Annotated in this window: 24 protein-coding genes and 1 pseudogene; 3 read left to right on the top strand and 22 right to left on the bottom strand. The window is 42.1% G+C overall.

The genetic code is table 11. The features are described from left to right. The first annotated feature begins 427 nt into the window (after positions 1-427). On the top strand, positions 428-1,291 hold the full coding sequence (locus tag G586_RS0115190) for an AraC family transcriptional regulator (RefSeq protein WP_026528415.1): 864 nt from the start codon (positions 428-430) through the stop codon (positions 1,289-1,291). Positions 1,292-1,471: 180 nt separating this feature from the next. Here the strand turns inward: G586_RS0115190 and G586_RS0115180 are convergent, their stop codons facing one another. The 8 genes from G586_RS0115180 to G586_RS0115140 all read right to left on the bottom strand — a co-directional run bounded on the left by G586_RS0115180 (position 1,472) and on the right by G586_RS0115140 (position 7,255). Continuing rightward, positions 1,472-2,161 (bottom strand): hypothetical protein, encoded by a 690-nt coding sequence (locus tag G586_RS0115180; RefSeq protein WP_026528414.1) that lies wholly within the window; start codon positions 2,159-2,161, stop codon positions 1,472-1,474. A gap of 30 nt (positions 2,162-2,191) precedes the next feature. Next, the gene (locus G586_RS23325; RefSeq protein ID WP_155834203.1) at positions 2,192-2,443 is read right to left on the bottom strand and encodes a nitroreductase family protein; all 252 of its coding nucleotides are present in this window, start codon (positions 2,441-2,443) and stop codon (positions 2,192-2,194) included. Positions 2,444-2,500: 57 nt separating this feature from the next. Beyond that, complete coding sequence (locus G586_RS0115170) at positions 2,501-2,827, bottom strand: branched-chain amino acid transporter permease (protein WP_330363286.1); 327 nt, start codon at positions 2,825-2,827, stop codon at positions 2,501-2,503. Continuing rightward, entirely contained in the window at positions 2,824-3,513 is a 690-nt protein-coding gene (locus G586_RS0115165) for an AzlC family ABC transporter permease (RefSeq protein ID WP_026528412.1), read from the bottom strand. The genes G586_RS0115170 and G586_RS0115165 overlap by 4 nt, the downstream gene beginning before the upstream one ends. A 146-nt stretch (positions 3,514-3,659) precedes the next feature. Next, positions 3,660-5,057, bottom strand: a complete 1,398-nt coding sequence (locus G586_RS23320) for an urease accessory protein UreH domain-containing protein (RefSeq protein WP_081674400.1) — start codon at positions 5,055-5,057, stop codon at positions 3,660-3,662. 3 nt (positions 5,058-5,060) lie between these two features. Beyond that, positions 5,061-5,909 carry an ATP-dependent sacrificial sulfur transferase LarE gene (gene larE / locus G586_RS0115150; RefSeq protein WP_035773413.1) on the bottom strand — a complete coding sequence of 283 codons (849 nt, stop codon included), beginning with the start codon at positions 5,907-5,909 and terminating at the stop codon, positions 5,061-5,063. Between the two features lie 221 nt (positions 5,910-6,130). Then, a complete protein-coding gene (locus tag G586_RS0115145; protein ID WP_026528410.1) occupies positions 6,131-6,715 on the bottom strand; it encodes a DapH/DapD/GlmU-related protein in 585 nt (194 codons plus the stop codon). Positions 6,716-6,733: 18 nt separating this feature from the next. Further along, positions 6,734-7,255 (bottom strand): flavodoxin, encoded by a 522-nt coding sequence (locus tag G586_RS0115140; RefSeq protein WP_026528409.1) that lies wholly within the window; start codon positions 7,253-7,255, stop codon positions 6,734-6,736. 189 nt (positions 7,256-7,444) lie between these two features. Here G586_RS0115140 and G586_RS0115135 point away from each other — a divergent pair, with 189 nt between their 5' ends. Further along, positions 7,445-8,332 carry a LysR family transcriptional regulator gene (locus G586_RS0115135; protein ID WP_026528408.1) on the top strand — a complete coding sequence of 296 codons (888 nt, stop codon included), beginning with the start codon at positions 7,445-7,447 and terminating at the stop codon, positions 8,330-8,332. A 40-nt stretch (positions 8,333-8,372) separates the two neighbouring features. Here the strand turns inward: G586_RS0115135 and G586_RS0115130 are convergent, their stop codons facing one another. The 10 genes from G586_RS0115130 to G586_RS0115085 all read right to left on the bottom strand — a co-directional run bounded on the left by G586_RS0115130 (position 8,373) and on the right by G586_RS0115085 (position 18,478). After that, positions 8,373-8,747, bottom strand: coding sequence for a dihydropteridine reductase (locus G586_RS0115130; protein WP_026493133.1), 375 nt, complete (start codon positions 8,745-8,747; stop codon positions 8,373-8,375). A gap of 32 nt (positions 8,748-8,779) precedes the next feature. Then, complete coding sequence (locus G586_RS0115125) at positions 8,780-9,799, bottom strand: NAD-dependent epimerase/dehydratase family protein (protein ID WP_026528407.1); 1,020 nt, start codon at positions 9,797-9,799, stop codon at positions 8,780-8,782. A gap of 188 nt (positions 9,800-9,987) precedes the next feature. Next, positions 9,988-10,566, bottom strand: coding sequence for a TetR/AcrR family transcriptional regulator (locus G586_RS0115120; protein WP_026528406.1), 579 nt, complete (start codon positions 10,564-10,566; stop codon positions 9,988-9,990). 135 nt (positions 10,567-10,701) lie between these two features. Beyond that, positions 10,702-11,964, bottom strand: a complete 1,263-nt coding sequence (locus G586_RS25120) for an alpha/beta hydrolase-fold protein (RefSeq protein ID WP_051204831.1) — start codon at positions 11,962-11,964, stop codon at positions 10,702-10,704. A 130-nt stretch (positions 11,965-12,094) separates the two neighbouring features. Continuing rightward, complete coding sequence (locus tag G586_RS26265) at positions 12,095-12,244, bottom strand: hypothetical protein (protein ID WP_155829601.1); 150 nt, start codon at positions 12,242-12,244, stop codon at positions 12,095-12,097. Beyond that, positions 12,245-13,786 (bottom strand): alpha-L-rhamnosidase-related protein, encoded by a 1,542-nt coding sequence (locus tag G586_RS0115105; protein ID WP_051204830.1) that lies wholly within the window; start codon positions 13,784-13,786, stop codon positions 12,245-12,247. Further along, the gene (locus G586_RS0115100) at positions 13,779-14,762 is read right to left on the bottom strand and encodes an ABC transporter permease (RefSeq protein ID WP_026528404.1); all 984 of its coding nucleotides are present in this window, start codon (positions 14,760-14,762) and stop codon (positions 13,779-13,781) included. Before G586_RS0115100 ends, G586_RS0115105 begins: the two co-directional genes overlap by 8 nt. 16 nt (positions 14,763-14,778) lie before the next feature. Next, the gene (locus G586_RS0115095) at positions 14,779-15,981 is read right to left on the bottom strand and encodes a substrate-binding domain-containing protein (RefSeq protein ID WP_026528403.1); all 1,203 of its coding nucleotides are present in this window, start codon (positions 15,979-15,981) and stop codon (positions 14,779-14,781) included. Positions 15,982-16,009: 28 nt separating this feature from the next. Then, on the bottom strand, positions 16,010-16,987 hold the full coding sequence (locus tag G586_RS0115090; RefSeq protein WP_026528402.1) for an ABC transporter permease: 978 nt from the start codon (positions 16,985-16,987) through the stop codon (positions 16,010-16,012). 12 nt (positions 16,988-16,999) lie between these two features. Continuing rightward, positions 17,000-18,478: a sugar ABC transporter ATP-binding protein gene (locus G586_RS0115085; protein WP_242832035.1), complete on the bottom strand. Its 1,479-nt coding sequence runs from the start codon at positions 18,476-18,478 to the stop codon at positions 17,000-17,002. Between the two features lie 249 nt (positions 18,479-18,727). On the opposite strand from G586_RS0115085, the gene G586_RS0115080 reads away from it, so the two are divergent. Continuing rightward, the gene (locus G586_RS0115080) at positions 18,728-19,783 is read left to right on the top strand and encodes an AraC family transcriptional regulator (RefSeq protein WP_026528400.1); all 1,056 of its coding nucleotides are present in this window, start codon (positions 18,728-18,730) and stop codon (positions 19,781-19,783) included. Positions 19,784-19,789: 6 nt separating this feature from the next. Here the strand turns inward: G586_RS0115080 and G586_RS0115075 are convergent. From G586_RS0115075 to G586_RS0115060, 4 genes and pseudogenes are all read right to left on the bottom strand, one after another. Further along, positions 19,790-19,918: pseudogene (locus tag G586_RS0115075) on the bottom strand (rhamnulose-1-phosphate aldolase); the annotation flags it as partial. A 142-nt stretch (positions 19,919-20,060) separates the two neighbouring features. After that, on the bottom strand, positions 20,061-20,300 hold the full coding sequence (locus G586_RS23310) for a nitroreductase family protein (protein ID WP_081674399.1): 240 nt from the start codon (positions 20,298-20,300) through the stop codon (positions 20,061-20,063). Continuing rightward, on the bottom strand, positions 20,287-21,744 hold the full coding sequence (locus G586_RS0115065; RefSeq protein ID WP_026528398.1) for an MFS transporter: 1,458 nt from the start codon (positions 21,742-21,744) through the stop codon (positions 20,287-20,289). The genes G586_RS23310 and G586_RS0115065 overlap by 14 nt, the downstream gene beginning before the upstream one ends. A 3-nt stretch (positions 21,745-21,747) precedes the next feature. Further along, positions 21,748-24,819 carry a glycoside hydrolase family 2 gene (locus G586_RS0115060; RefSeq protein WP_026528397.1) on the bottom strand — a complete coding sequence of 1,024 codons (3,072 nt, stop codon included), beginning with the start codon at positions 24,817-24,819 and terminating at the stop codon, positions 21,748-21,750. Positions 24,820-24,923: the final 104 nt, after the last annotated feature.

Below are 24,923 nucleotides of genomic sequence, written 5' to 3'. Positions count from 1 at the left end.
CTAGAAAGCGGCAGGCACCGCTCAACAAAGATGTGGTACTGCCGCCTCTATCACATCCTCATGTTACAACATTTGGATGCATGGGATCTGCCTTACGAATCCGCCCTGAGAAAGTTGGTTTGTAATGTAGCATGATCTCGTAAATATCATACAGCATTCTCAGGCATAGCAACAGTGTTATGTCTATTATTCATGCCCTGTTTTGCATCTTTTTTTCATCTTGGGTAATATTCACTTGTCAAAGTTCAATTGCCAGAATTTAGCTGGCATGATCACTCAAGATTCCGAGAGATCATCCTGATCTTAAGTTTCCTGTCCGAACCCTTCGAACAAAACTTATTCTAATTTACACAGACCATTCAGGGTATGCTATTATGTTATTAGCATTTGTCATTTTGTGACACTCATAACCGGAGGTAGCCTTGCAATGCAGATGAAAGAAAACGGTGTCGGCTTCGACTTTTGTGCATTTACTGATTTCGACAATAGTGCGGAAGTCAGACTTTATGAGATAGGTAGCTATGCCTGTGAGCCTGAATACTCCTACGGCCCGATCATACGGTCAAGAGGAATAATTCACTATGTCCTTTCCGGCAAGGGCATACTGAGGATTGGGGATAAGACACATAATATCCATGAAAATCAGATTTTTTTTATACCTCCCGGCATTTCTGCGTACTATGAAGCAGACAAAGATACACCCTGGTGCTACAGATGGCTTCACATAGGAGGGACGGAGTTTCTTGCACTCCTTAAGGAAATTGGTCTTGGAGAAAACAGTCCGGTCCTTGATGTTTCATCGCCAAATAGCAGGGATGATATTTTTGGCGCATCAATCAATGAGATATTTGAAAACTATGAAAGGGAGTACTATTGCATTGGGAAGATTTATGAAATAATGGATTTCCTGAGAAAAGAATATGGCCACAAAGACGAAGCATCAGCAGAAAGCCAGCAGCTTCAATATGTACGAACCGTAATCAAATACATACAGCTTAAATTTTCAGAACAGATTACCATGGAAAATATCGCAGGTGTCTGCGGTCTTAACAGAAGTTATCTTTCTCGCCTTTTTCATGATGCCACAGGTTATACAATAAAAGGATATCTGCAGACTTATCGCATGCAGACAGCCCAGAAGATGCTGAGGGAATCAGATCTCTCCATAAGTTATATAGGTAACGCTGTTGGTTACGTTGATATCTTTACCTTTTCCAAGGCATTTAAAAAGCACACAGGTTGCACTCCCAGTAGCTACAGAGAAAATGGTTCCACTGCATTAGCCAACTAGTCTGTAAGTTGTGCATCTATGCTATTGCCGCATCAATGTCTTCCTTTAATGTCCCCTCATCCATTTGATAGACCTTGTTGCCAAAACGGATTGTATCCAGCTCATGGGGCACCATGATAACTGACGTTCCTTCAGCAGATATTTCCTGAAACAGCTTAATTCTAACACATTCAAATAGAATTACTCATAATTCACTGTTATTTTTCCCAACGTTATTTTATCCAGAACCTTATCATTAGTCTTTACTGTATGTTCCGGTAGAATCTTTTCTTGATAATACACGCCGTCCCAGTTTAGAAGCTTTTCTGGGTCTTCGGAATATCCTGTTAAATCACAGGTATTTACAAGAAATTTGGCATATTTTACTGCAAGAGCATGTTTTATCCGCATATTAGTGAGGATGCTTTCATCCACCCCTGTTCTTGCAAGCTGATTCCCGGTCATGCTGCTTAAGATCATCTTTGCTTCGACCATTGCCTGTTTTTCTTCCGCGCTACTTAATACAACTCCTTCAGAAAGAGCTCTTTTATAATAAATCTCATCTAATATACAAGTGTTAACTGCCACCTTCTTGGCGTAATCACAGACAAACTGAGAATCCATGCCGGCTGAAAAGTGGGTATTCCACCAGTGCTTTGGATTCTCAGGATCATACAAAAGAGCCTGGTTCTGCACAAACTCTTCTACTTCATATATGTAATATCCAAATTCTCTTAAGGTAATCTCGGTATCATCAACTGTGATCAAAGGCTCATCAAGATGATCTTCATAAACGAATCTGCTCAGTATTATCCCGCAAATAGCAGCAACTATAAGGATGACGTTTGCAATTAAAATTATTATGATAGCTCTTTTATCTGATCTCTTCATAATCACTATCCATCCTGTGTAAACAGCCTTTCAACCTTTGAATGTGTTAAACCAAGCTCTTTCTTCAAACCCTTTTTTCTTGGGTATCGAAGGTTCGCTTTCAGCCTCTCCTACCGGCAATATACATACAACATCATAATTCTCCGGCACCGAGAGAATAGCAGCTATTTTGTCACATATTCTATCTTCATCTGTAATATGACCTTCATACCAGCAACTCTGATATCCAAGCGCCACGATAGTCAATAGCATGTTCTCGATTGCAGCAGAGTAATCCTGCACTGCAAAGCATCTATTATCAAATCAAAACATTTAGAAATATTTAGAAAGCTCACTTTATCACATGCATCTTAACATAATCATATACGCAGCAGTTCCGACTATAATGCTGATAAATGTATTGTGCTTCCTCTTATAACTTGCTACAACAACAGCAACTGCAATAATTCCAGGAATTCCTATTCCGATAGGATTACTCTTCGCCCCTTTCAAGCAGTATACGATAAGCACAGCCATGATTGCTGATGGAAGAATCTGTCCAAGGCGCTGCATCCATTCCGGCATACTGCGTCCGCCTCTGAAAAGAACAAATGGCAGCGCCCTAAGTCCAAAGGTGATTAGCGCTGACATTACTATTGCCAATAAAATATACCATGGTCTCATCATTCTACTGCCACCTGCTTTCTTGAGTTATACCAAACTAGCAGCATTGAAACAATGATAAGAGCCGGAAGCATAAACTGATTCTCTCCAAATATTAAGAGGCTGATAATTCCCACAGCCAATCCAGCCAATGCAGGTTTATGAGTATCTGCCTTTTCCCACTGATCTATAAAAATGATTACAAACAATGCAGTCATAGAGAAATCAATGCCTTCCAATGAAAACGGAATTATCTGCCCCAGGAATCCGCCAATAACAGCTCCTGTCATCCAATAGCAACGTGATAAGAATGCCACCCAGAACATAACCTGCTTCTTCTCTGCATCTTTCAACTCCAACGTGCAGTTCACAGCATATGTCTCATCGGTCATAGTATGAATCATGTACGGCTTTTTCCATCCCATACTACTGAACTCATCAACAAACGACAGGCTATAAAAAGTCTGCCTACTGTTCATAAAAAGAGCTGTTATCATTATCGTAAGTATTGATGCTCCCGCCGAAAGCAACGTAGTCAAAACAAACTGAAAAGCTCCAGTATATACAGACAGGCTGACAAGGAGTGAGTAATACCATTCAAACCCCGACTCTTCCATCAGGATTCCATAGGCCATACTCACAAAAAGATAACTGCACATGATTGGTATTGACTTTATAAACGCATATTTAAAGAGCTGTTTATTATCCACCTATTTACAATTCCTTCTTGAAAATCTGTTTACAAAGTCTATCAGCTCATTGCCAAGTCCTGAGCCTTTGCTCTTATACTTTTTCAGTAATTCAAATGCTTCATCTCTTTTAATCATACGTATCCTCCTCATAGCTATATCTCTTTTTAAATAACGTTTATCTTTCCGTAAACCATTCCCATCCAACAGGAATACTGCACTGTTCCGGGCTCTCCCGGAGTAAACTCAATAACATTTTCTCCTGGGACAAAATCGTGAACTATTCCGTACTCTCCCAATATCATCCTATAATTGCAACCATTTATGGATCTTTCTGAAGCATTTATAGTCCACTTGACCGGAACACCGCTATAAACGGTTATTTCTGGATAATATCCAAGTTCCAGATTGCTCTCAACAATCTGAACATCGCCTTCCTCTAAGATATCCGATGAGACCTTGGCATCTTTGCTGTCATCAGTGTTATTGCTGAAATCATCGCCAGCCACATAACCTTCAGGTGAATCTGCCATTTGCCAGCTCTGATTTCCAATAAAAGGCATTTGTGCTGCAAGTGCTCCACCCTGGGTAAACATTGCAAGTCCCAAAACCACAACAAATACTCCGCCAACATTCATTACTGCTTTGGTATGTTTCTTGCCAACTGAAGATATAAAAGAGCCAAGTCCAAGCATAAGAGGAACTGTTCCAAGGCTAAACACAAACATGGACAATGCTCCTGCAACAGGGTCTCCGGAGCCTAAGGCTATTATCTGCATTGACTGAAGTGGCCCGCATGGCATAAGCCCGTTCAAAAGTCCTACAAATAAAGGTCTGGTCTCATTTTGCCTTGCCCCAAGTATTTTTCCTGATATGGATGTGGGAATTCTTATCTGAAATCTTCTAAGCCCGGGGATCACTCCAAGTATATTTATACCCATGATTATCATTATTGTTCCGGCTACTATTTTAAGAATTCCCTGTAGAAATACCGGAACTTCGGCTCCACTACCACCTGTAGCCAGCATTCCGATAAGACCAAGAGCAAAGCCTATTCCAGTATAGGAAATCACTCTGCCGGCGTTATAAAGAACCGGTGCAAGCACTGTGTTTTTCGAATTGTCGTATGAAATACTTTGAGAGAGGTTTATCCCTCCGCACATAGCAATGCAGTGGACAGAGGTCAGAAGTCCTACTACAAACAGCATTCCATATCCCATTCCGGAATCAGCCAGTTTTGCCGGAACAAGCATGTTAAGAAACCCTGACCTTTGTAACAGCACGTATAACATTGCAATAATGGATAGAATTCCTGCAGCACTTATAGCCGCTACCTTTCGCTGTTTCTTTTTATCTATAACGCTGTACCCAAGGTTAATGATGATATCCGAAATGCGTTCAATAGATATCTTATCCGGATCATAAGAAAACTCAGCTGTTCCTTTGCTGTAAGAGACTTTAACCTTTGTCAGTCCTACTGTTTTATTCAGTTTCTTTTCAATCTTATTCTGACAATTAATACAGGTCATCCCATCTATTGCCAGGACTACACGTTTCATTGCCATTTATCATCCTCTCTTTTCTTCGTCAGAAAGTGTTTCGTTCATGCTTCCTGTACGATACCCCAAAATATCCAAAGTAACATAAGTAAAACCGTACTCTTTTAGTTTCGTGTAAACCTCGCTTCTTATGTTTTCCTTCATGAACCCGGAAAACTCAGCAGGATTAAGCTCTATTCGCGCAATGCTTCCATGTATTCTAACTCTTAGTTGATGAAACCCCAGGTCAATCAGCAGCTGCTCGGCCTTATCAACCATGCCCAGCTTCTTTTCGGTAATCTCCTCTCCATAAGGAAATCTACTGGAAAGGCACGCAAATGATTGCTTATTCCAGGTTGGAAGTCCTAAGTATCTGGACAATATTCTGATCTGTTCTTTTGAAAAACCTATTTTTCGAAGTGGACTTGTAATTTCAAGCTCAGCAACAGCCATCAGTCCCGGCCTGTAGTCCCCATTGTCATCAAGGTTCGAGCCCTCAGCGATCTCCCTTATCCCCTCTTTATCTGCAATTTCCCGTATCTTTGTAAATAGTTCATGTTTACACAGATAACAGCGGTTCTTGGGATTATGCGAGAAGCCCTCAATCTCAAGCTCTTCCGATTTCACCACCACATGCCTTATTCCATGTTCAAGACAGAACATTTTGGCCTCTGCAAGCTCTCTTACCGGAAAAGAGCAGGAGGAAGCCGTAACAGCAATAACCTTATCTCCCAGTGCTTCTTTTGCAGCGTACAACAAAAATGTTGAATCCACTCCGCTGGAGAATGCTATTGCTACGCTTTTAAGCGAGTTCAAATACTCCTTTAACATTTCGTATTTATTCAGAAGCAATTCGTTTGGTTTTTCATTTTCTTTCATTTTTAACACCTATTCACATATTATGTTTATATGTTTTATAGCAATATGGATTTTGCTCGTTCTAATTGTTTACGTTTAATTATAACTAAGTCCATGCCAAAATCAAACACTATTAAGTGAATTATTGATGAATTGTATGTCTACCGTATGACTATTACATGGGCAAAATACCTGTTTCGTAAAAATGGGCAAAAAGAAACCCCAGGTTCCGTTTTGTTTTTTCATTCCCTCTGCTCAGATGGATCCTGCATCCTGATCACCTTGGCAGGTACGCCTCCGACTACCGCGTAATCCGGTACATCCTTGGTAACTACAGCACCTGCTGCTACAACAGCATACTCACCGATGGTCACGCCCGGGCAGATGGTCACATTCATCCCGATCCAGGCATTCTTCTTAATGGTAACTTTACCGTAGGTATAGATCGCATGACGTTCATTCATATCATGATTGATGGTTGCGATCCGAAGCCCGGGGGCCGCCATGGATCCGTCTTCGAATTCAATACCGCCGGATGCAGACAGTATTGCTGAATGATTTATGAAAACGCCCTTTCCAAATTTCACCCTGTTCCCGAAATCGCAGATAAAAGGTGTCAGGATCCTCACATCATCAAGCTTTCTTCCGAAGAGTTCTTCCAGATCCTCCACATAAGTAGAATCATCCGGCATCTTTGCATTTGCCCTGGCACAGAGAACTCTGGCTCTCATCATTTCATCTACAGCTTCCTTAAAATACGGCTCCCTCACATCAGTAGGTCCGCCCTGTTCCATCAGATCAAAAACATATCCCTTTTCGTAATCCATCTCTGTCACCGTCCTTTTTTAGATCAAACCGTTTGCCGCAAACCACTTCTTTACTACATCCCCGGAATCAGCTGCCTTAGAGCCAGTGATCGCAAGTCCGCTCTTTACCGTTGCTCCTTTGGCAGACTTTTTAATATCACTCTCACTGGATCCCATTCCACTTCCTTCATTGGTACAAAGGGGAAGGATCGTCTTCCCGGTGAAGTCATATCTTTCCAGGAAAGTTGCGACTGCCATCGGGAAAGTTCCCCAATAATTCGGGTAACCAAGAACGATGGTGTCATACTCATCAATGCTGACTAAATAATCAGTAAGCTCGGGTCTTGCATTATTCTGCTTGTCCTTCTTCGCTTCATCGATGCAGGTCATGTAAACCGGTGAATAAGGGTCCTTCATCTCGATCTTAAATGTATCCGCATCGATCAGCTCCTTCATGATCCCTGCTACGATCTCGGTGTTCCCGACCTTTACGTATCTCATTGCTCCGCCAAAATAGTTCTCATCTGCTCTTGAAAAGAATGCTATCAGTGTTTTTGCCATCGTGTTATCCTCCGTTATTCGACCTAAGGGGTAACGCTTGCGGTGGATGCCTTAGGTCAGTGTTTAGTTTTCGTGAATTGTGTTTATTTGCTTCGTTGATAAAATTATTGCATGAAGCGCTTGAAATATCCAATTTAAATATCATATAATTGATTTAATTTTTAAATAACTGATTCCGGGGTTTTTTCAATGACCACCAAACAGATCGATTACTGTATAGAACTGGCGCGAACACTTAACTTCAGTCGCGCTGCAGAGAATGCCTTTGTAAGCCAGCCCACATTTTCCTATCAGGTAAAACTGCTGGAAGATGAGGTCGGCTTTAAGATATTTGAAAGGAACGGCAAGGGAGCCGCACTCACTCCTGCCGGTCAGCAGTTCGTAACGTATCTTTCCGGTATGCGTGAGGATATGAAGAGAGCAATAGAACAGGGGCAGAATTTCAGTGCCAGGTATACTGACAACATAACAGTTTCCATGATGGTCAGACAGGCCATATATTTCCTGCCTGAGGCGATTCGCATATTTGAAAAGGAGCAACCCGGTGTTCAGGTCACTCCTCTGTTTCAGTACGATAATGGTGTAGAGAGTTTTTTAAAGGATGAGTCCGATGTCCTCTTTGCGCTCATCGAACAGACTAAGCATATCCCGGGGATCAACGTACACAAGCTCTTTGATTCCGGGATTTACCTTATTGCTGATAAAAACGATCCGCTGGCAAAAAAGAACCTCATCACAGATGAAGATATCTACGGACGCACACTCATGGTAGGAGGTGGCTCTCCGAACGCTTTACGTAGTGTCCAGCAGAAGCTCATCGCCTCCGGGAAGATCGAATATTTTAACAGTCCCGATCACGACTCTACTCTTGTAAATGTTGCATCCGGCAAAGGCATCTGCCTTGCTCCCGGATTCTTAAACGACCATAGCGGACAGTTTGCATGGATCCCTTATGACTGCAAGGAATGCTTTCACTGCGTTCTCTGCACTCACAAGACGGATAGCCGAGAGAGCCTTGCCGCATTTATCAAGACGCTTCAAAAGCTGTACAATGATGCAGTGGCCTTCCCACTTTAACTGTTTATTACACAGGCTCCTTGTCTGCCACATCTCCTCCTCACCTATCTGATCTTAGTATTTCATCATTTGTTATCTCTTTAGCAAGTTCCAGAATCTCAAAGGCATATTTTTCCTTACCCTTTTTAAGGAGTTTATTGTATAAAGGATAGTTGATGATACAGACAGCAGCACCTACTATTCCAAGAAGCACCCCGATGACCATGAAAATTACTCCTGTTCCAAAGACGCTAAGTCCAAAGCACATCCCTGCGCCAAAGATCAAAGTCCCAATAATTCCAAGTGTCATGGCTGTTATAAATGCCGGGAGCTTTGCTCTCTCATCAAGCTTTTTAAGCTGCCTTACTTTATTGGTTTCCTTTGGCATGTAATCCTTTGCAACGCTTTCTGCATAAACCTTATCTAAATCGTTCATAGTATTTTTCTCTCCTTTTCTTCAATGTCTTTTTATGCGATCTTTCCTGTTTCTTTGAGCCATCTGATCTCGTCACGTATGGTCTCTCTATATGACCTTGTGGTATAACCCAGATCCTTACTTGCTTTACTTGAATCAAATCGGTTGTTTCTTGCAAGGTTGTAAACGGAGAATGTTGTCATAAGAGGCTTTTCTCCAGTCTTCTTAGCCTTTTTCTCAAGTACCCCGGCAATCAGGTTTGCTACTGATATTGGTAAAAAGAACTTCATCTGCTTGCAACCGCTCTCCTCTGAAACAAGCTTTGTAAAATCCTTAAAACTAACAGGCTCATTTCCAAGGATGTAGCACTCTCCGCTTTTGCCCTTATCAGCTGCCCCAATGAGTCCGTCAGCCAGATCTCTTACATCACACAGATTAAAGCTTCCATCGATTCCTGCAGGCATCTCGCCATTGATGATGTCAACTAAAGTCTTGGTGGTCTCGCCCATTGCAAAATCCTCAGGTCCAAGGATTCCTGACGGGTGTACCACACAGGCGTTAAGGCCTTCCTTTGCAGCTTTGAGCACCACGTTTGTTGCCATAGCCTTTGACAATGAGTAGCAGCCTTTGATTCTCTCAGGATCAAGGGGAATAGATCCTTCGCACTCTCTTATGGTTCCTTTTTCTTCCTCAGGTATTGCTCCTGTCGATGAACAGTAGACAAGCTTTGATACATTGTGCTTCCTGCACATCTCTATGATGTTTTCTGTTCCTCCGACATTTACATCCATAACCTTCTGACTATAATCAGGATTTACTGTTACGATGCTCGCTATATGAAGCACAATTACTTCCGTATCTTCAGGTGTCTCAAAGAATCTTTCCAGGTCATCTTTGTTACAAAGATCGCCGTATGCTATTTCAACTTCCTCAGGAAGATATTTTGCTGACTTGTCGCCTTCAAGGACAAACGCCCTTACTTTTTCATTTTTTTCAACAAGCTTTCTGCAGACTGTGCTTCCAAGAAATCCTGCTGCTCCTGTTACCAGATACATCTTAATTGTTTTGCTCATTTATCTTTTCCTTTCTTATTCTCAATTTGTTTTTTTGCTCTTTGCTTTGAGCTTGAAGTCATTATAGGAAAATGAGCACACAAAAAGAACAACACTTTTTGCAAAATGTGTTGATTTCGGGAGTATAGGTCCCGACACGTTTTGTAAAAAGTGTTGATTTGTAAATTCGATATAGTGTTTTTACTGCGTTATGGCTTGATGATACACTTCTGTATGACGCTTATGATCTCATCTTTTGACTCGGTGCATCCACCTCGTACCCACTCAGTGACAACTCCGATAATGCCCTTAAGATAAAAGACCATGATAAGTGGCTGTTCTTTTTGGGGAACTCCAAACCTTGTAAGAATGGGGCCAAATATAGTTTTAAACCATGTTTCATAGGTCTTTTCAGCGCCCATCATCTCGTTCTTTTCATACATCAGATAAAAGAGCTTGCGGTTCTCTTCCACAAAATCCAGATATGGCATCAGATACTTGGGTGTTACAAGAAATAGCTCATCCTCATTTTTTTCATCAACATCAAGTGCTCCCGGCCCCACAGCACCAAAGCGCCTAAAAAAATCTTTATACACAGCCTCCACAGTTTCCTGCAGAAGATCATTTACATTATCATAGTGAAGATAAAAGGTGGATCTGTTAACGCCAGCAGTTTCACATATCTCCTTAACAGAAATAAGTTCAAAATCTTTACTGTCAAGAAGTGTCAGTAACGCTGTATGCATTTTTTCCGCAGACTTAAAATACTTGCTCTCATTCTTGTTCATAGCAAAGCTCTCCTAACACCTGTAGACTCATACTAAAATGATATCACAATTTACCTTACTTAAATAAAAGCAGCTACAGATTTCTCCATAGCTGCTGTAATTTTGTAATGATTCACATTAAAATCTTATGATCTGTTACTGCTGGAACAACCATTCCATAACTGCTATACAGTTATAGGCGTAGTCGAATGAAGCCATATGGTATGAAGCTCCGCCTCCGGCGCCTCCACCATTTCCGCCCATCATTCCTTGAGGCTTCTCGCCGGTAATTTCCATTGCCGGCTTATCTTCACTTACATCTGAAGAAGTATCTGCTGCAACCTCTGGACTTGAAAGGTCTTCTTCAGAAGAACTCATCTGCCCGCCGTTTCCTCTTTCGCCAAAGCTGCCATCTCCACCGCCCATAGGTGAATTGCCTGTTCCTGCATCAATTGTTCCTGTTTTCCAGGATATGAAGTATGCTCCTGTAGCTTCTCCACTGAGTAATTCTGATGCAGCTGATGAAAGCTCATCTGCCGACCATGTTCCGTCCCATTGTGCATATGTGTAGGTGAAGCCATCTGCGTCATATCTGGCCATAAGGTCCTGCGCTCCGGTCCATGCACTTGTATCATCTTCAGCTGCAAAATAAACGAAGGTCTGCCCCTCCAGATTTGAAAGAAGTTCCGTATCCCACTGACCATCAACAAACATACACGCAGCATATAAATCCGGGTATTCCGATGCAAGTATGAGTGTCGTCATGCATCCCATGGACTGACCTGTTCCATAGATCCTGTCAGTATCTACTGCGTACTCATCTGACATGTAATCAATAAATCTCTTGGTGAGCTCAACATATTCTGTTGTACTATATCCATCATGGTCATCAAGAATTGTTTCAGGATATGTTGGTACAGCTACTATGGTCGGATATACTGACTGCCACTCTGAGGTCGCCCATACAAGGCCGCCAAGCCCCTGTGTAAGCGAATACTCAGCATCGGTTCCTGCAGTTGTCGAATCACCTATGAACACAACCATGGGGTATTCTGAATTTTCATCATATCCTTCAGGCAGGTACAGATTATATGTAATAGAAAGACCTGTTTCTTCATCAGTATAGGTGAGCTGATCAAAAAGATCTGTATATGTTTCCACTAGACTCTCTTCATCTTCAGCAAGTGTGTTACTGACAAGTCCCAGCTCTACAGCAGAACCGGTATCTTTAGTTGTTTCAGTTTCTGCAGCAGAATCTGAAGCTTCTTCTTTTACCTCTTCAGAAGAAGCACTTTCTTCCTGAGTACTTTCCGATGAATCGGTCTGGATACTGTCTACCTGCTGAGCCTGGCTTCCACAAGCTACTGCAGATACGGTTATCGCACATGTTGTCAAAATAGTTGCCAATTTCTTGAACATTATAAAATTCCTCCATTTATCTGTTCCTGTTTATCATAAAAGTTTTGGAGTATTTTATATTGCGAGCTACCATTCGCAGTAAGCATATTCACTGGATCAAAACGTGCCCTGTTCTCAACTTACAGTCTCATTATAGACGAGTTAACTTAATCCAACCTAAAAAGCCAATGGATAGACCATATCCCTTTTCTCTAAGTTTCCTTAAGGTATCCTCTACCCACTTTATCGCCTCATCATCAAGGTAGAACGGGTTTGCTTTGTAATCAATCTTTATGCTCATTTACAGTTCATCCTTTGTATCATTAAAATAGGTTCTCAAAAAATATGCCGGTCCGCAGCTCCATGCATGGCAATAGCTGTTCACAATGGTGCCCCCGTAGGGCGACTCGTTGGGATTTTCCGGATTATACAGTTCCCAGAAGGTATCGGCGGAATTTGCCACCATTCCTCCCCAGTACTTTGACATTTTCCTGTGAGCCACATCTTTTTTTCCAATTTTAATAAGTGCATCTATGTAGTTATGGTACATGTAGGGAGTCACCATGGTAATCGCTTCAGGGCAGGCCTCCATTCTGTCAAAGAGGCGTTCTGCTGCCTTACCTTCCATTGCTCCTCCAAGCACCATCCATATCTGCGAGGCAAAAGAGATCTGACTTTTTTCTCCGCTTACATAGAGCTTCTTCTCAACATCAAAAAGGAATCTGTTGGAAGCTTCTTTGAGCTTGAGGTAAAGCTGCGCATATTCCTCTTCCGCAAGAACATCTCCTGCGCACTGGGCAAGCTCGATAGCCGCCTCAAGAGCATACATGAAAATTCCCTGCGCGGAGGCCTGCTTATTGAGGGCAAGATTCCAGTCCACAAAGCACCAGCCAAGAACATCCGAGTCCCTTACCACAAAGCGCTCATCCAAGCATTGCCTAGCCAGCTCAATCTGTCTTTTGCATACATCAAAAAGATCCAGCACAGCTTTTTTATCCCCGGTCTTTTTGTAGTAATCCAGAAGAATCACGATAAAGAACAGGGAATAGTCAAACATGTTCGTGTCATCGACCTCAGGTTTCGGCTCAAGGAATATACATGCTCCCACCCGTCCGTCCTCCTGGGTTAAAGCTCCAAACAGATAAAGATTTGACTTTACCATGTCATTCATGTTGTAGGTGACATAGTTCACCAGAGCCTGAATTCGAAGGTCTCCGATCCATAGTCTTCTGTCCCTTTTGGGCCCATCCTCAAAGACTGTCTGCATACAGTCATGGAGTGTTTTTACAGCCACCCTGTCAATTTCCATGTCCAGCTCATCACTACTGTAGTAGGGCAAAAGAGCTTCATCCGGGGCAGAGGATACTGCTGTGATTGCTGCATCATTTACCCTTAAGGAGAATCTGGAGCTGATATCGACCACCTCTATCCTGACGTATCTGAAGGAGTATCTCCTGTCAAGTTCCACAACAGAGGGCACTATGTCCACATGGATCAGCTCCTCCTCGATCCAGGCCGGTGATACCCAGCCCTTATACTCTGAGGCATCCTCAAAAAGCTCGATCTCTCTTTCCGCAAAACGGATCCTCAGAAGTACCGGAGAGTCGGGGTGAGCCCCTTCATAGCCAAGGTCCAGGGTCAGGTACCCCACATAGTGGTCCTCAAAATCCAGGATGATGGAGTCGTCTTTTTTCAGTGCGATAGACCTATATGCCGGACGGGGATCTCTTTTTATGACATCCCCATCCTTCATTAAGTCGATACACTTACATTCGTTTATCTTATTTTTCTTTATTTCAGGGAAAAGAGCTGTCGCTTCCCCTAATAATTTCTCGTTATACATGTGCAAATATTCTCTTGATCAAATGATTATTGTTTAAATAGATTAAGAAGATCACCAGCAGTACTGCGTTTATGATCGACTGAGTCGTGGCATTTATCTGGTTTGAGAAAACCGCAAAGGTGGAATTCAGAAGGGACATACACAGGGCAGAAAGTAAAAAGCCCACCTTCTCATTTCCGAATCTTCCGATATAGCCTGCAATGAACATTGGAAGGAAGGCCGTGAACATTATGGCTATACTTCCGAAATTCAGTTGACCTCCGTTTATAGTGGTATTTCTTGCGGCATTCAGCATACCCACAAGTCCCATGAGTCCGCCGCAGATCGTGTAGCAGATAAGGGCGTTTTTAGCCTCATTGATGCCGGTGGCTACAGCTACCTTCTGTCCTGACTTAAGGGCGTTGTAATCATAGCCGAAGGAGGTCCGCTCAAAGACAATGATTATAAAGATAAGAACCGACGCAATGATAACAGCTGCGTAGACCCAGGTCCCCATAAATCCTGACATGGATCTGTTCTGAACCTCACTCATAAGGTATTTTCCGCCTGTTATGGTATACATTATTCCCTCATATACCAGGGTCACACCAAGAGAGACGATGATGGGCGGAAGCCTCAAAGCGCAGTACACGACTCCCGATATAAGTCCCAGCAGTGCTCCCACAAGAACCGTTATCACCATCATAAGAAGTGCAGAACCGGAGCCCCCTTTGAGAAAACTGTAGGTAATCTTTGCACCTATCACAGATGAGAGTCCTGCCATTGCTCCCAGGGAAAAATCAAATCTTCCGCTGTTTAAGTTTATGGAGAGCGCCATGGTGGTGATCATAACGATGGCGGTATACACCACAAAGTTATCAAAGCTCTTTGCTCCCGATATGATAGTCTGCCCGTTTGCAAGGCATATTCCTTCCAATACCACTGCCACAGCAGCAGGGATTGCCAATGTCTTTAAAATTTTCTTAAGGGTGCTCATGAACTGCCTCCATTCATCACTTACTCTCGATAAGTGCCTTTACATCATCATAGGTAACATCCTGACCGATAATGCCATCAAGACTTGCCTTGTCAAAAATAGGTGTATCTCCGTTGTCGTTTACATAGTACTTGTCAAAGGATTCTGCGTCTGTTGCCACAAGATAGCCCTGTGTAAAGGAGACAGCATTTCCCTCGGGATCTCTAATAACATTTCCGTCAATCGCATCCATTACAAGTGCGAATACAGGTCCGATGGAAGATGAATATTTGCCAGCAAGATACTCAAGAGAGCCATTCTTCATTGATTCGCTGTTCATGGCTGTAAAGGAGTCGATATCTGAAAAAGGAATGTTCTCCTGACTAAGTGTCTGGGCAAAGAAGGTTGTTGCCATTCCCACTGAGATAAATGCCTCAGGTGCTTTCTGGATCGCTGCATTGAGCTCGTCGGTGGTTGTGTCGCCATATCCCTGAAGGTAAGCTACCACCTCAACATCTCCAGAAATCTTTGTAAGGTCAACACCCTGATCCTGGAATATCTGTCCGATCATACCGTTCATATCATCTGTTCCGCCGTAGGTATCACCAAGTCCGGCGATCACACCTGCTGCGCGGTATACGTGCATAGGATTGGGGATAAACGCTCCGTAGATGGCAACGCTCTTTACGCCCTTATCCTTAAAATACTTGCCCATCTCCTTGCCGGCTTCAAACTCTGTCTCGTTTGAAGGTCCAACCTGGCCTACAAAATGCTCATAGGTCTTGTAGGTCTCATACTGACTCTCATCAAGTACGCCGGATGCAACTGCATAGTAGATACCATACTCTTCGCAGGTCTCAATCTGCTGAGCTCTGTCACTGCTTGAAAGTGAGATAACAGCGTCATATCCCTTTGATGCAAACTTCTCGATGGCTGCCTTCTCATCCTCAGCGCTGGCAAGAGCATCTGTATAATCAAAGGTTACGTTATAGTTGTTCTGAATATATTTCTCGTAGTAGTTTCTAAATCCAAGTGCTTCCTCGCCGCTGACGTCTGCAACAAGTACACCAATCTTACGAGTTTCACCCTGATCTGCGGAAGCTTCACTTGCAACCGCATTATCAGCGCTGTTATCTGTTGTGTCTGAAACCGCAGCAGGTGCGCTGCTGCCACATCCTGTCATTACGGTCATGGCTGCTGCCATGGCAATTCCGAGTACCTTTGTTACTTTCCTGTTCATAATTTTTCCTCCGTTTTTCTAAAGTTCTTTATCTTGGCAATAGTGCGGTTTTGTAATTCATTCCTGTGATATAGACCACTATCAGGAAGAAAACTGCGCTGATCACCTGTGTTATTCCGTATGCTGCACTGGAATCTATCACAATCTCCAAAATGTCGTTAAGCAGCATATATGAGAAGCCTCCAACCAGTGCGGCGTATATCCTGGATCTTGCGCCTCCAGATATGGGCATTCCACCAAATACTATGGCTATAAAGATATTCATTCCTATACTTGAAGCCGTTGTCGTAGTGACCGAAGGGGTATATACAAGAGTAAGGAATGCTCCGAGCCCTATACCGATACCTGCCATCACAAAAGCCAGTATCGTATACTTGTCGGCTTTGATGCCTGTAAGATAGGCGCAGAGGGGATTCCCTCCCACAAACTTCATCCTTCTTCCTGCCTTTGTGAACTCGAATACAAAGACTGAGACTGCAAAGAACAGCAAAAGAACCGCTATCTTGAAGGGCATATTGTCAAAGGGCTTTACTACGCTGCTGGGAATGCTTATCCCACCCAGCGCTCCTCCGTTTACCGTAATTATCTGAGCTGATACAGCTGACAGTACTGACATCATCGCGACCGTGGTTACAAAGGCCGGTATGTGGAAGATTGAGGCCAGTACAGAATTAAGCAGCGAACACACAATTCCCGTAAGGAGTATCACCGCCATCATCAGCGCTATATTCTCTGTTTTGTTGTAGACCATTACTCCGAGAGTTGCCGAAAACAGTGTGGAAGCGCCAAGGCTGATATCAAAGGTTCCAAGGGTATAGATGAAGGTTGCTCCCGTTGCTACGATCGCCAGAACCAGCGCCTCATTGAACACAATCTTCAGATACATATCAAGTCTGTAACCCTTTGCATTAACCACTGTGCAGAAAACAAGAAAGAGCACCGCCAGCGCCGCCATGGGCAAAAGAGCTATGATATTCTGCCTGTTTATGATTTTCTTTATATTCATTTCTTTTGCCTCCTAGATCATGCATCCTATGATGTCGCTCTCGGACAGATCTTTACTTCGCTTAAATTCTCCTGTTATTTCACCGTTCTTCATAATAAGGACCCTGTCGCTCATCCCAATGAGTTCAGGAAGTTCTTCGCTTATCATGAGAATAGCTTTTCCTTCGCTCTTAAGCTTTGTCATAAGCTGATACATTGCCTGCTTGACACCGATGTCCACACCTCTCGTGGGACAATCCAGTATCAGGATCTCACTGCCGCAACCTATCCATTTTCCAAAGACTACCTTTTGCTTGTTGCCGCCGGAGAGCTGTGCTACTACCTGATCTCTCCCCGAGCATTTGATCCTCAGGGCATCTATCTGCTCGTCTACATATTTCCTTTCCGCGGACCTGGTTATTAGTCCCGCCCCGGATTTGAATATGTTCATTCCCGCAACTGCGATATTGTCCTTGATGCTGGCCTCAAGACAAAGGGATTTTCTGTCTCTGTCCTTGGATACATAGCCTATCTTGTCAGTCATTGCGTTGTGGGGAGACTTTATCTGCCTTCCTCTTGGGGATATGACAGCTCCGCTCTCGGGTTTAAGCGCTCCGAATATAGCCTCTCCAAGCTCATGCATCCCGCAGTCCGCAAGTCCTCCAATTCCCAGGATCTCTCCCCGGTGAAGTGTCAGAGACACATCCTTAAGCTTGTCATTAAAACACAGATTCTTTACCACAATGGCTTCTTCATCAAGGAAGCTGCAGTTAAAGTCCGGTCTGTAGTAATCACCATCTATCTCTCTTCCTATCATGCTGGTCCTTATAAGATCTTCATCAAATTTCTCTTTAGCGAAGGTCCTTATAAGATTACCGTCTCTAAGGACTGTCAGAGTGTCGCAGACCTCCATTATTTCCTCCAGATCATGGGATATAAAAAGTACTGAACCGCCCTCTTTTTTCATCTTTTTCATGATGCCGTACATGATCTGTCTTCCGTCATGAGATAGTGCCGTGCTGGTTTCATCTATCACCAGGATCTTCGGCTTTTTAAGTATGACCTTTGCGATTTCCACCAGCTTCCTCTCCTGGAAGGAAAGGCTGTCCATCATATCCTTTCCGGAAATGGAGGTTATTCCTATATTGGAAAGGGCTCTGTCCGCTTCCTCGAAGAGTCTTTTTCTATCCACAAGGAGCCCCTTCTTAAACTTCTTCATCTCTGCCAGAAAAATATTTTCCGCAACGGTGACCCCCGTTATAGTTCCGCTCTCCTGGACCACCATTCCTATACCTTTGTTCAGAGCATCGATCATGCTCTCGGGCTCCCAGGCCTTTCCTTCATACAACATCTGTCCCGAGGTTGCCTTCTGCATTCCCGCCGCGATGGATGATATGGTGGATTTGCCCGAACCGTTCTCACCTATGAGACCTCTTATCTCTCCAGGGTAAACCTCAAGGTTTACTCCGTTTAGAGCAGTCACACTTCCGAATTTTTTTGTTATGTTTTTCATTTCCAGAATCGGAGTATTCATAACCAATGAATCCTTTCTGTCTGAGACATTGCTTGTTTATGGATTCATTATATTGAGTAAATGGCTTTTACATAATTCACATAATCGCTCAATTTTATTGACCTATTATGATGTAAATATACTTTTTCGGATACTAATATGAACTTTTTTGACATTCTCCTTCATTAGGGGTATTATTTAGCTGTTTTAATCAGACGTTCATTTCAGATATATAAGGGACTTAAGGATATGGATCATACAGCGGTAAAGCAGCACATATACGACATTACCGAAGTTGAGAAATTTTACAGGGACTACTATTTTGCCAGGATGGACAAAGACAGCCTGAAGGCTTTTCTTAATGGTCTTGATATGAAGTTTGTTCTAGACAGACACCTTCTGGTTCTGGAAAAGCCCGAGACAATACCAGAGGTATTCGAAGATTCCTTCTTTTTCGATCTGTCAAATAATGACAGTATAGTGGTACAAAAACATGAGAGGTATTCACCGTCCATTGAGCACAGTCATACCTTTTTTGAGCTGAGCTACGTCTATGACGGCAAGTGCTCCCAGACCATCTCCGGAAGAACCATAGAGATGCGTACGGGAGATTTTTGCGTTATTCCTCCCGGGATCAAACATTCCATCAGCGTGTTTGACGACACTATAGTCATAAACATAATGCTTAGAAGGGATACTTTACATTCTATGTTCTATTCCTTCCTGAACACCCCGAATATACTCAGCTCTTTTTTCCTGAACAATATATATGCCAAGAAGGCCAACGACTACATCATGTTCCATACAGGCTCCGATGATGGTATAGCTACTTCCTTTATCTGGATGCTGACAGAATCCCTCAACAGGCAGGAATACCACTACCAGGCCATCACAAATACCCTGCTTCTTGATTTTTATCTGATAATAAGAAACTACTCGGAATCTGTTCAGATGCCGCTGTTTGACAGCCGTATAGATGTACAGCGATATGCTCTTATCCAGTATATTCAGGAGAATTACAAGGAGGTAACTCTCTCGGACCTCTCCGAGAAATTCCATTATTCCAACGAGTACACCTCAAGACTGATAAAAGAGCTTACGGGAATGACCTACACCGAGATCCTCAGGACCGTGCGAATAGAGCGAAGTCAGGATCTTCTTGCCAACTCTACCATGAGTGTTGCCACCATAGCTGAAGCTGTTGGATATGACACCACGGAGCACTATATCCGCCAGTTTAAAAAGCACACAAAAATGACTCCTTCCGCTTATCGAAAGGAGTCTGCATCCAGTAGGAACAGGTAAAAGGCCTTACAGGAACTTCTTCGGCAGAGTAACGCCAAAGTCTTTTGCCAGCTGTCTTAAATTGTCGGTGGTGATGGTCTGTCTCTTGGTCCCTGTCATTGAGAGGGTCTTAACCAGTATCTCTGCAGATTTTTCTCCCTTTTCATCTATCTCGACTATGCAGAGGCTGTCCTCAGGCTTTATTATCATCAACGCATCCATTAACAATTTTACTATATTCCCGGGCATTAAAAAATGCCATGTGACGGCATTTATACCGAAACATGGCACTTATGGTTTAAATATAACTTACTGTCTCTGACTGTTCTTTTCTGCTGTTGTGATTATCAAGTGGCCCCGCTCCTTCTGCAGCATAACCAAGATCAAGAAGCATCAGGATTTCCTCGTTCTCTGGAAGTCCGAGGTCCCTTGCAAGTACGTCCGGGTCAAAGAAATTGAGACAGCAGCTGTCCACTCCTTCGTTTGCTGCAGCAAGCATCAGATGTGTTGCTACAATATAAGGATTACATATAGGCATTTTCTTTTCTCTTTTCCAAATCACGAATCATTTTTTCTCTTTCCAAAACAGTCAAGGGGTACTTTCCATAAACCAAAAATGCGAGAGCTCCACAAATAATTGGAATCACAGCCGTCAAATATCCAAAGCACTGAAGCATTCCCTGTAAAGAATCCAGACTTCCCAAATACTTACTCGCCTCTACCCTCGCTTCATATCCAAAAACGACCCATAGGGCTCCAATAAATGCCAAGCCTCCTGATTTTTGCAACTCCGATAATAATCTTGTAAAAGATTCTATGGTCGCATTCGCCGGCTTACCGGTCTTCCATAGTGCATAATCCATCGTCTCCACAGCTAAAAGATTTCCCGGTAAAAAAGCCATCCCACATCCAAACAGCAAAAACGCCAACATAGCAAAATACAGATTTGAATTAAAAGCAAATTGACCACAAATTTGTAGAATCTCCATAACAACTCCCATAAATACCGTAATTGCAATGGAAATCTTCATCCCTTTAACAGGATTATTTTCTTTCTTACACATGGCAGCAGATGCCAATGTACCAAAAACAAAAGGGATAAACTCAACAATTCCAAGTATCATAGACAAACACGCAAACTTGCCCGAATCTAGATATCCCGTTTCAAACTCGTAGCAATAATTCCATTTCACGTAGTACATAGCAATTAAAGTAATCGTCACATAGATAAATCCCACAAAAAAATTCCCAATCTGATAGATTGCAAAGGGTTTGTTCTTCTTTACCATACGGAAAATGTCCAATACGTGGAAGGTGACATGATTTCTGGTCTGTTTTAATATCTTATTCTCGTTTACAAGTACTACTCCTATCAAAGAAAGAATCATGGAAACAAGAATCAGCACCATAACGTACATCCCAATTCCAGCGCGTTGATTTTCAAAATATTCTTTATAATACTCTACAAATTGAAACATAAACACAAACGGAACAATAGCCACAACCCCAACCAATCTTGGCCACAGAATATAAGATATTCTCCGATTATAATCCATCGTCATAGTTTGAATCAGAGCACCGTTTACAAAAAACGAAGACCCAAAATCGTAGATTAAATAAAAACAAATAATATATGCAACCAGGGACTTCAGATCACTACATAAGGCTTTCGGAATATGAAAAATCATAATGGAAGCAAAAGATACCATTCCTACGCCAACAGCACAGAAAAATCTATATTGTTTTTTCCCTTTGGATACCACCCAGTCAATCAACCAACCTTGTATCGGATTTGTTGCCGCATCCAAAAGATGTAGAAAAGGCAGAAGGGTTGCCGCAATAAAAACACTCCCAAGCCTTCCCTCCATAGGAAAATAATCCGTCAGATAAAATGCCAAAAAAGACGAAATCAAAACTTCACCTATCGTCTTTGTCAAAGACATCATGGATATTCCAACTATATTTTTCACTTCATTTTTCATGCTTTATTCCTTCGATATCACTTTCATCAAAAAATGGGTTACATATAATTCATTGGCTTTTAAACGATACTTATCATAAAAAGATTCCATTCCCGGCAAATCACCACCAACACCACTCATTTTTCCATAGATGTTTAACGTTGTTTCCTCGCCTCTTTGAAGTTCATAAATATGCTTTGCGTTCTCCAGATTTTTTTTGGAATAATCCCAAGCAGAAAACTCCATTCCATCTTCGGACAAATTCCACACAAAAATATCATGTTGCTTTCCCTCCAAAGACAAAAAGCGTACATCACAGTGATTTCCATTTTCTTGCGGTCGCAAATACATATGACTCATATCCGATAGTCCTTTTTCATGCAAACCCAAAAGTGCACTTTCTTTTCGATCTATATAATTTTCATGGGGTCCACGACCATACCACCGGCAACGTTCAAAGGTCTCTTGAAAAGAAAAGGAAACTCCCGTCGCTACAACATCTTTTCTTTTAGTCCTTACCTTTAACAAAACCTCGTAGTATCCATTTTTATAGTCTGTAATCTCTATTTCCAACTTGTTGCAAAAGGGATGTCCATAAACTGTTTGAATGCTTCGTTTCCCGTCTTCATTTTTTGTTATTTGATTCAAAATACAGAGTCTTTTATTTGCAGCATCCCACTGTCTTACCAAAACAGTGTTTTCCAGCTGAGGTACAAAATGCCCTAAATCAATGTTATTGTCTGTTGCCACTCTGGACAGCTCCAGATTCATAAATCCATTTGCCATTTGAAAACCCAAGTCTTTATGTACCAAAGTCGCTTCCCGGTCACTTTTTCCAACATCCGGTTTAACCAAGTGAAATGGACGAATCACAAACTGTGACACAGCCACAGCACTTCTTTCCAATTCATTTTCAGCTTTTGGAAAAAAATAAAAATTGACAATGATTTCCCCAGCTTTTGGAAACTCCTGTCTTCTTATTTCGTCCAAAATAATCGTCTTCTGTTTTCCCGGCAATATTCCCTGTAACTTCTCTTCTTCTATTTTTTTCTTCAAAACCAGAACTCCGTCGCAACATAGTTCCCAAATCAAATCATAGAATGGTAAAACAGAGCAAAACATTTGATGATTATAAATCTGAAAAATACCACTTTGGGGATGAGTACTTCTAACATCCAGCCACTGATAGCATTTTTTTACCTCATAGGCGTCAGGATGAAAACTTCTGTCTGCAAACAATATTCCGTTGCCACAAAAAGCTCCATCACTCTTCTTATCCTTTTTTTTCTTAAATCCATCTTCGGAGTAGGTTTCTTCAAAATCTGTCCCGTATAAATACCGATTCTCTCCATCTTTCTTTACACAGATAGCCTGATCCACAAAATCCCAAATAAAACCACCACACATATGAGGATATTTTTCAAACGCTTTTGTGTATTCAGAAAAATTACCCAGACTGTTTCCCATGGCATGGGCATATTCGCAAAGTACCACCGGCATTTCCTCGTACAAATCACAGGTAATATCTTTGTTGTCCGCCGCCAGTGAATTCATTACACCATCCATTAACCCAACAATTGCTTCCTTATGACACAGCTGATCTAGAGTTTCTTCTGTTGGATACATACGGCTTAAAAAATCCGTGCATTCCTTATCATGCATACCCTCATAATGAAATGGTCTGGTAGCATCCAACGCCCCACCTCTGGCACGCATTTTTTTGAACACATCTCCCATACCGGCTTCATTTCCAAGACTCCAAATAATGACGCAGGGATGATTGCGGTCCCGTAAAATCATTCTCTCAATCCGATCCACACAAGGGACTTCCCACTCTTTTTTTGACATAGGAAGGATTCTCCGAACTCCATGAGACTCCAAATCAGTTTCATCCATAACCAAAATTCCGTATTGGTCACAAAGACGATAAAACAGAGGATCATTGGGATAATGACTGGTACGTACTGCATTGATATTCAATTCTTTTAATATTCGAATATCCTCCATATAGCGTTCTTTACTGAGTGTCCAGCCTGTGTTTGGATCAAAATCATGTCTGTTGACACCTTTTAAAATAAGTCTTTTCCCATTTAAATACAGTATGTTGTCTTTTATTTTTATTTCTCGAAATCCAAACATTTCCTCTTTGAAATAAATCTTTTCCCCAATACTCCATCGTATTTGTACATCATATAACTTTGGGGATTCATGGCTCCATAACAGTGGAGCCACCTCCCCTTTCATTTCGAAAAACGTTTTTCCTTTTTTTAACGTCACCGATGCTTTTTGCAGAAATTCCAGTTCGGGAATCTCAACTTCTACTTCAGTAACCTGATTATCCCAGTCAGACTCAAAATACAATTCGATTTGAAAATTACAAGGCACCTTTGTGTCCCACATCAAATCTTTCTGCCACTTTGTGGGAAAAGTAGCATGCATAAAATAGTCACGCACCGTTACCTTTGGTTCCCAATACAAAAACACATCCCTATAAATTCCACTGAAGAACCACATGTCCTGATCTTCAAGATAAGTGCCATCGCTATATCGATACACAACGGCTGTCACTTGATTCTCTCCCGGTCTCAAATAATCCGATACCTGAAACTCATGGGGTGTCATAGACCCCTGAGAATAACCTACGTATTTCCCGTTTACATAGACTTCCAAAGCCGATTTCACTGCTCCAAAATGTAAATAAACATTTTTATCTTCCCAAACTTCATCGCAAGAAAAACTTCTTCGATATACACCAATCTCCTGAAGGTTTTCACTTATATGAGGAATATTCCCTTTTTGCGTGTCGATTGCCTGGGGATAAGAAGATGCAAAATAATAAGGTGAACCATATCCTTGGAGTTGCCACACTCTTGGCACAACAATATCATCCCAGGCACTGTCATCATAAGTATCACAAGCATACTCTTTTTTCACATTACATCCCTGAATATACAAAAACTTCCATTTCCCGTTTAGGGATGTCTGATTCTCATTCTCACCAAAATCTGACAGATGAACTTCCTTTGGAAAAGACAGGACATGACCATCTTCTTTATTTTCTTTTATAAATGTGATATCTTCCCATTTTTTATTCATAATGCATCCTTTTCATACTAGGAAACAGTAATTAACATTACATCATTTACCTGCATCCGAATCGGAATGATTGTCTCATTACCTTTGTTCTCCGTTTCAAAACC

Origin of the sequence: Butyrivibrio sp. VCD2006 (genome assembly GCF_000423925.1) — a bacterium.
Classification (GTDB): domain Bacteria; phylum Bacillota; class Clostridia; order Lachnospirales; family Lachnospiraceae; genus Butyrivibrio.
Note: the sequence above shows the minus strand (reverse complement) of the source record. Positions and strands in the feature narration are given on the sequence as shown.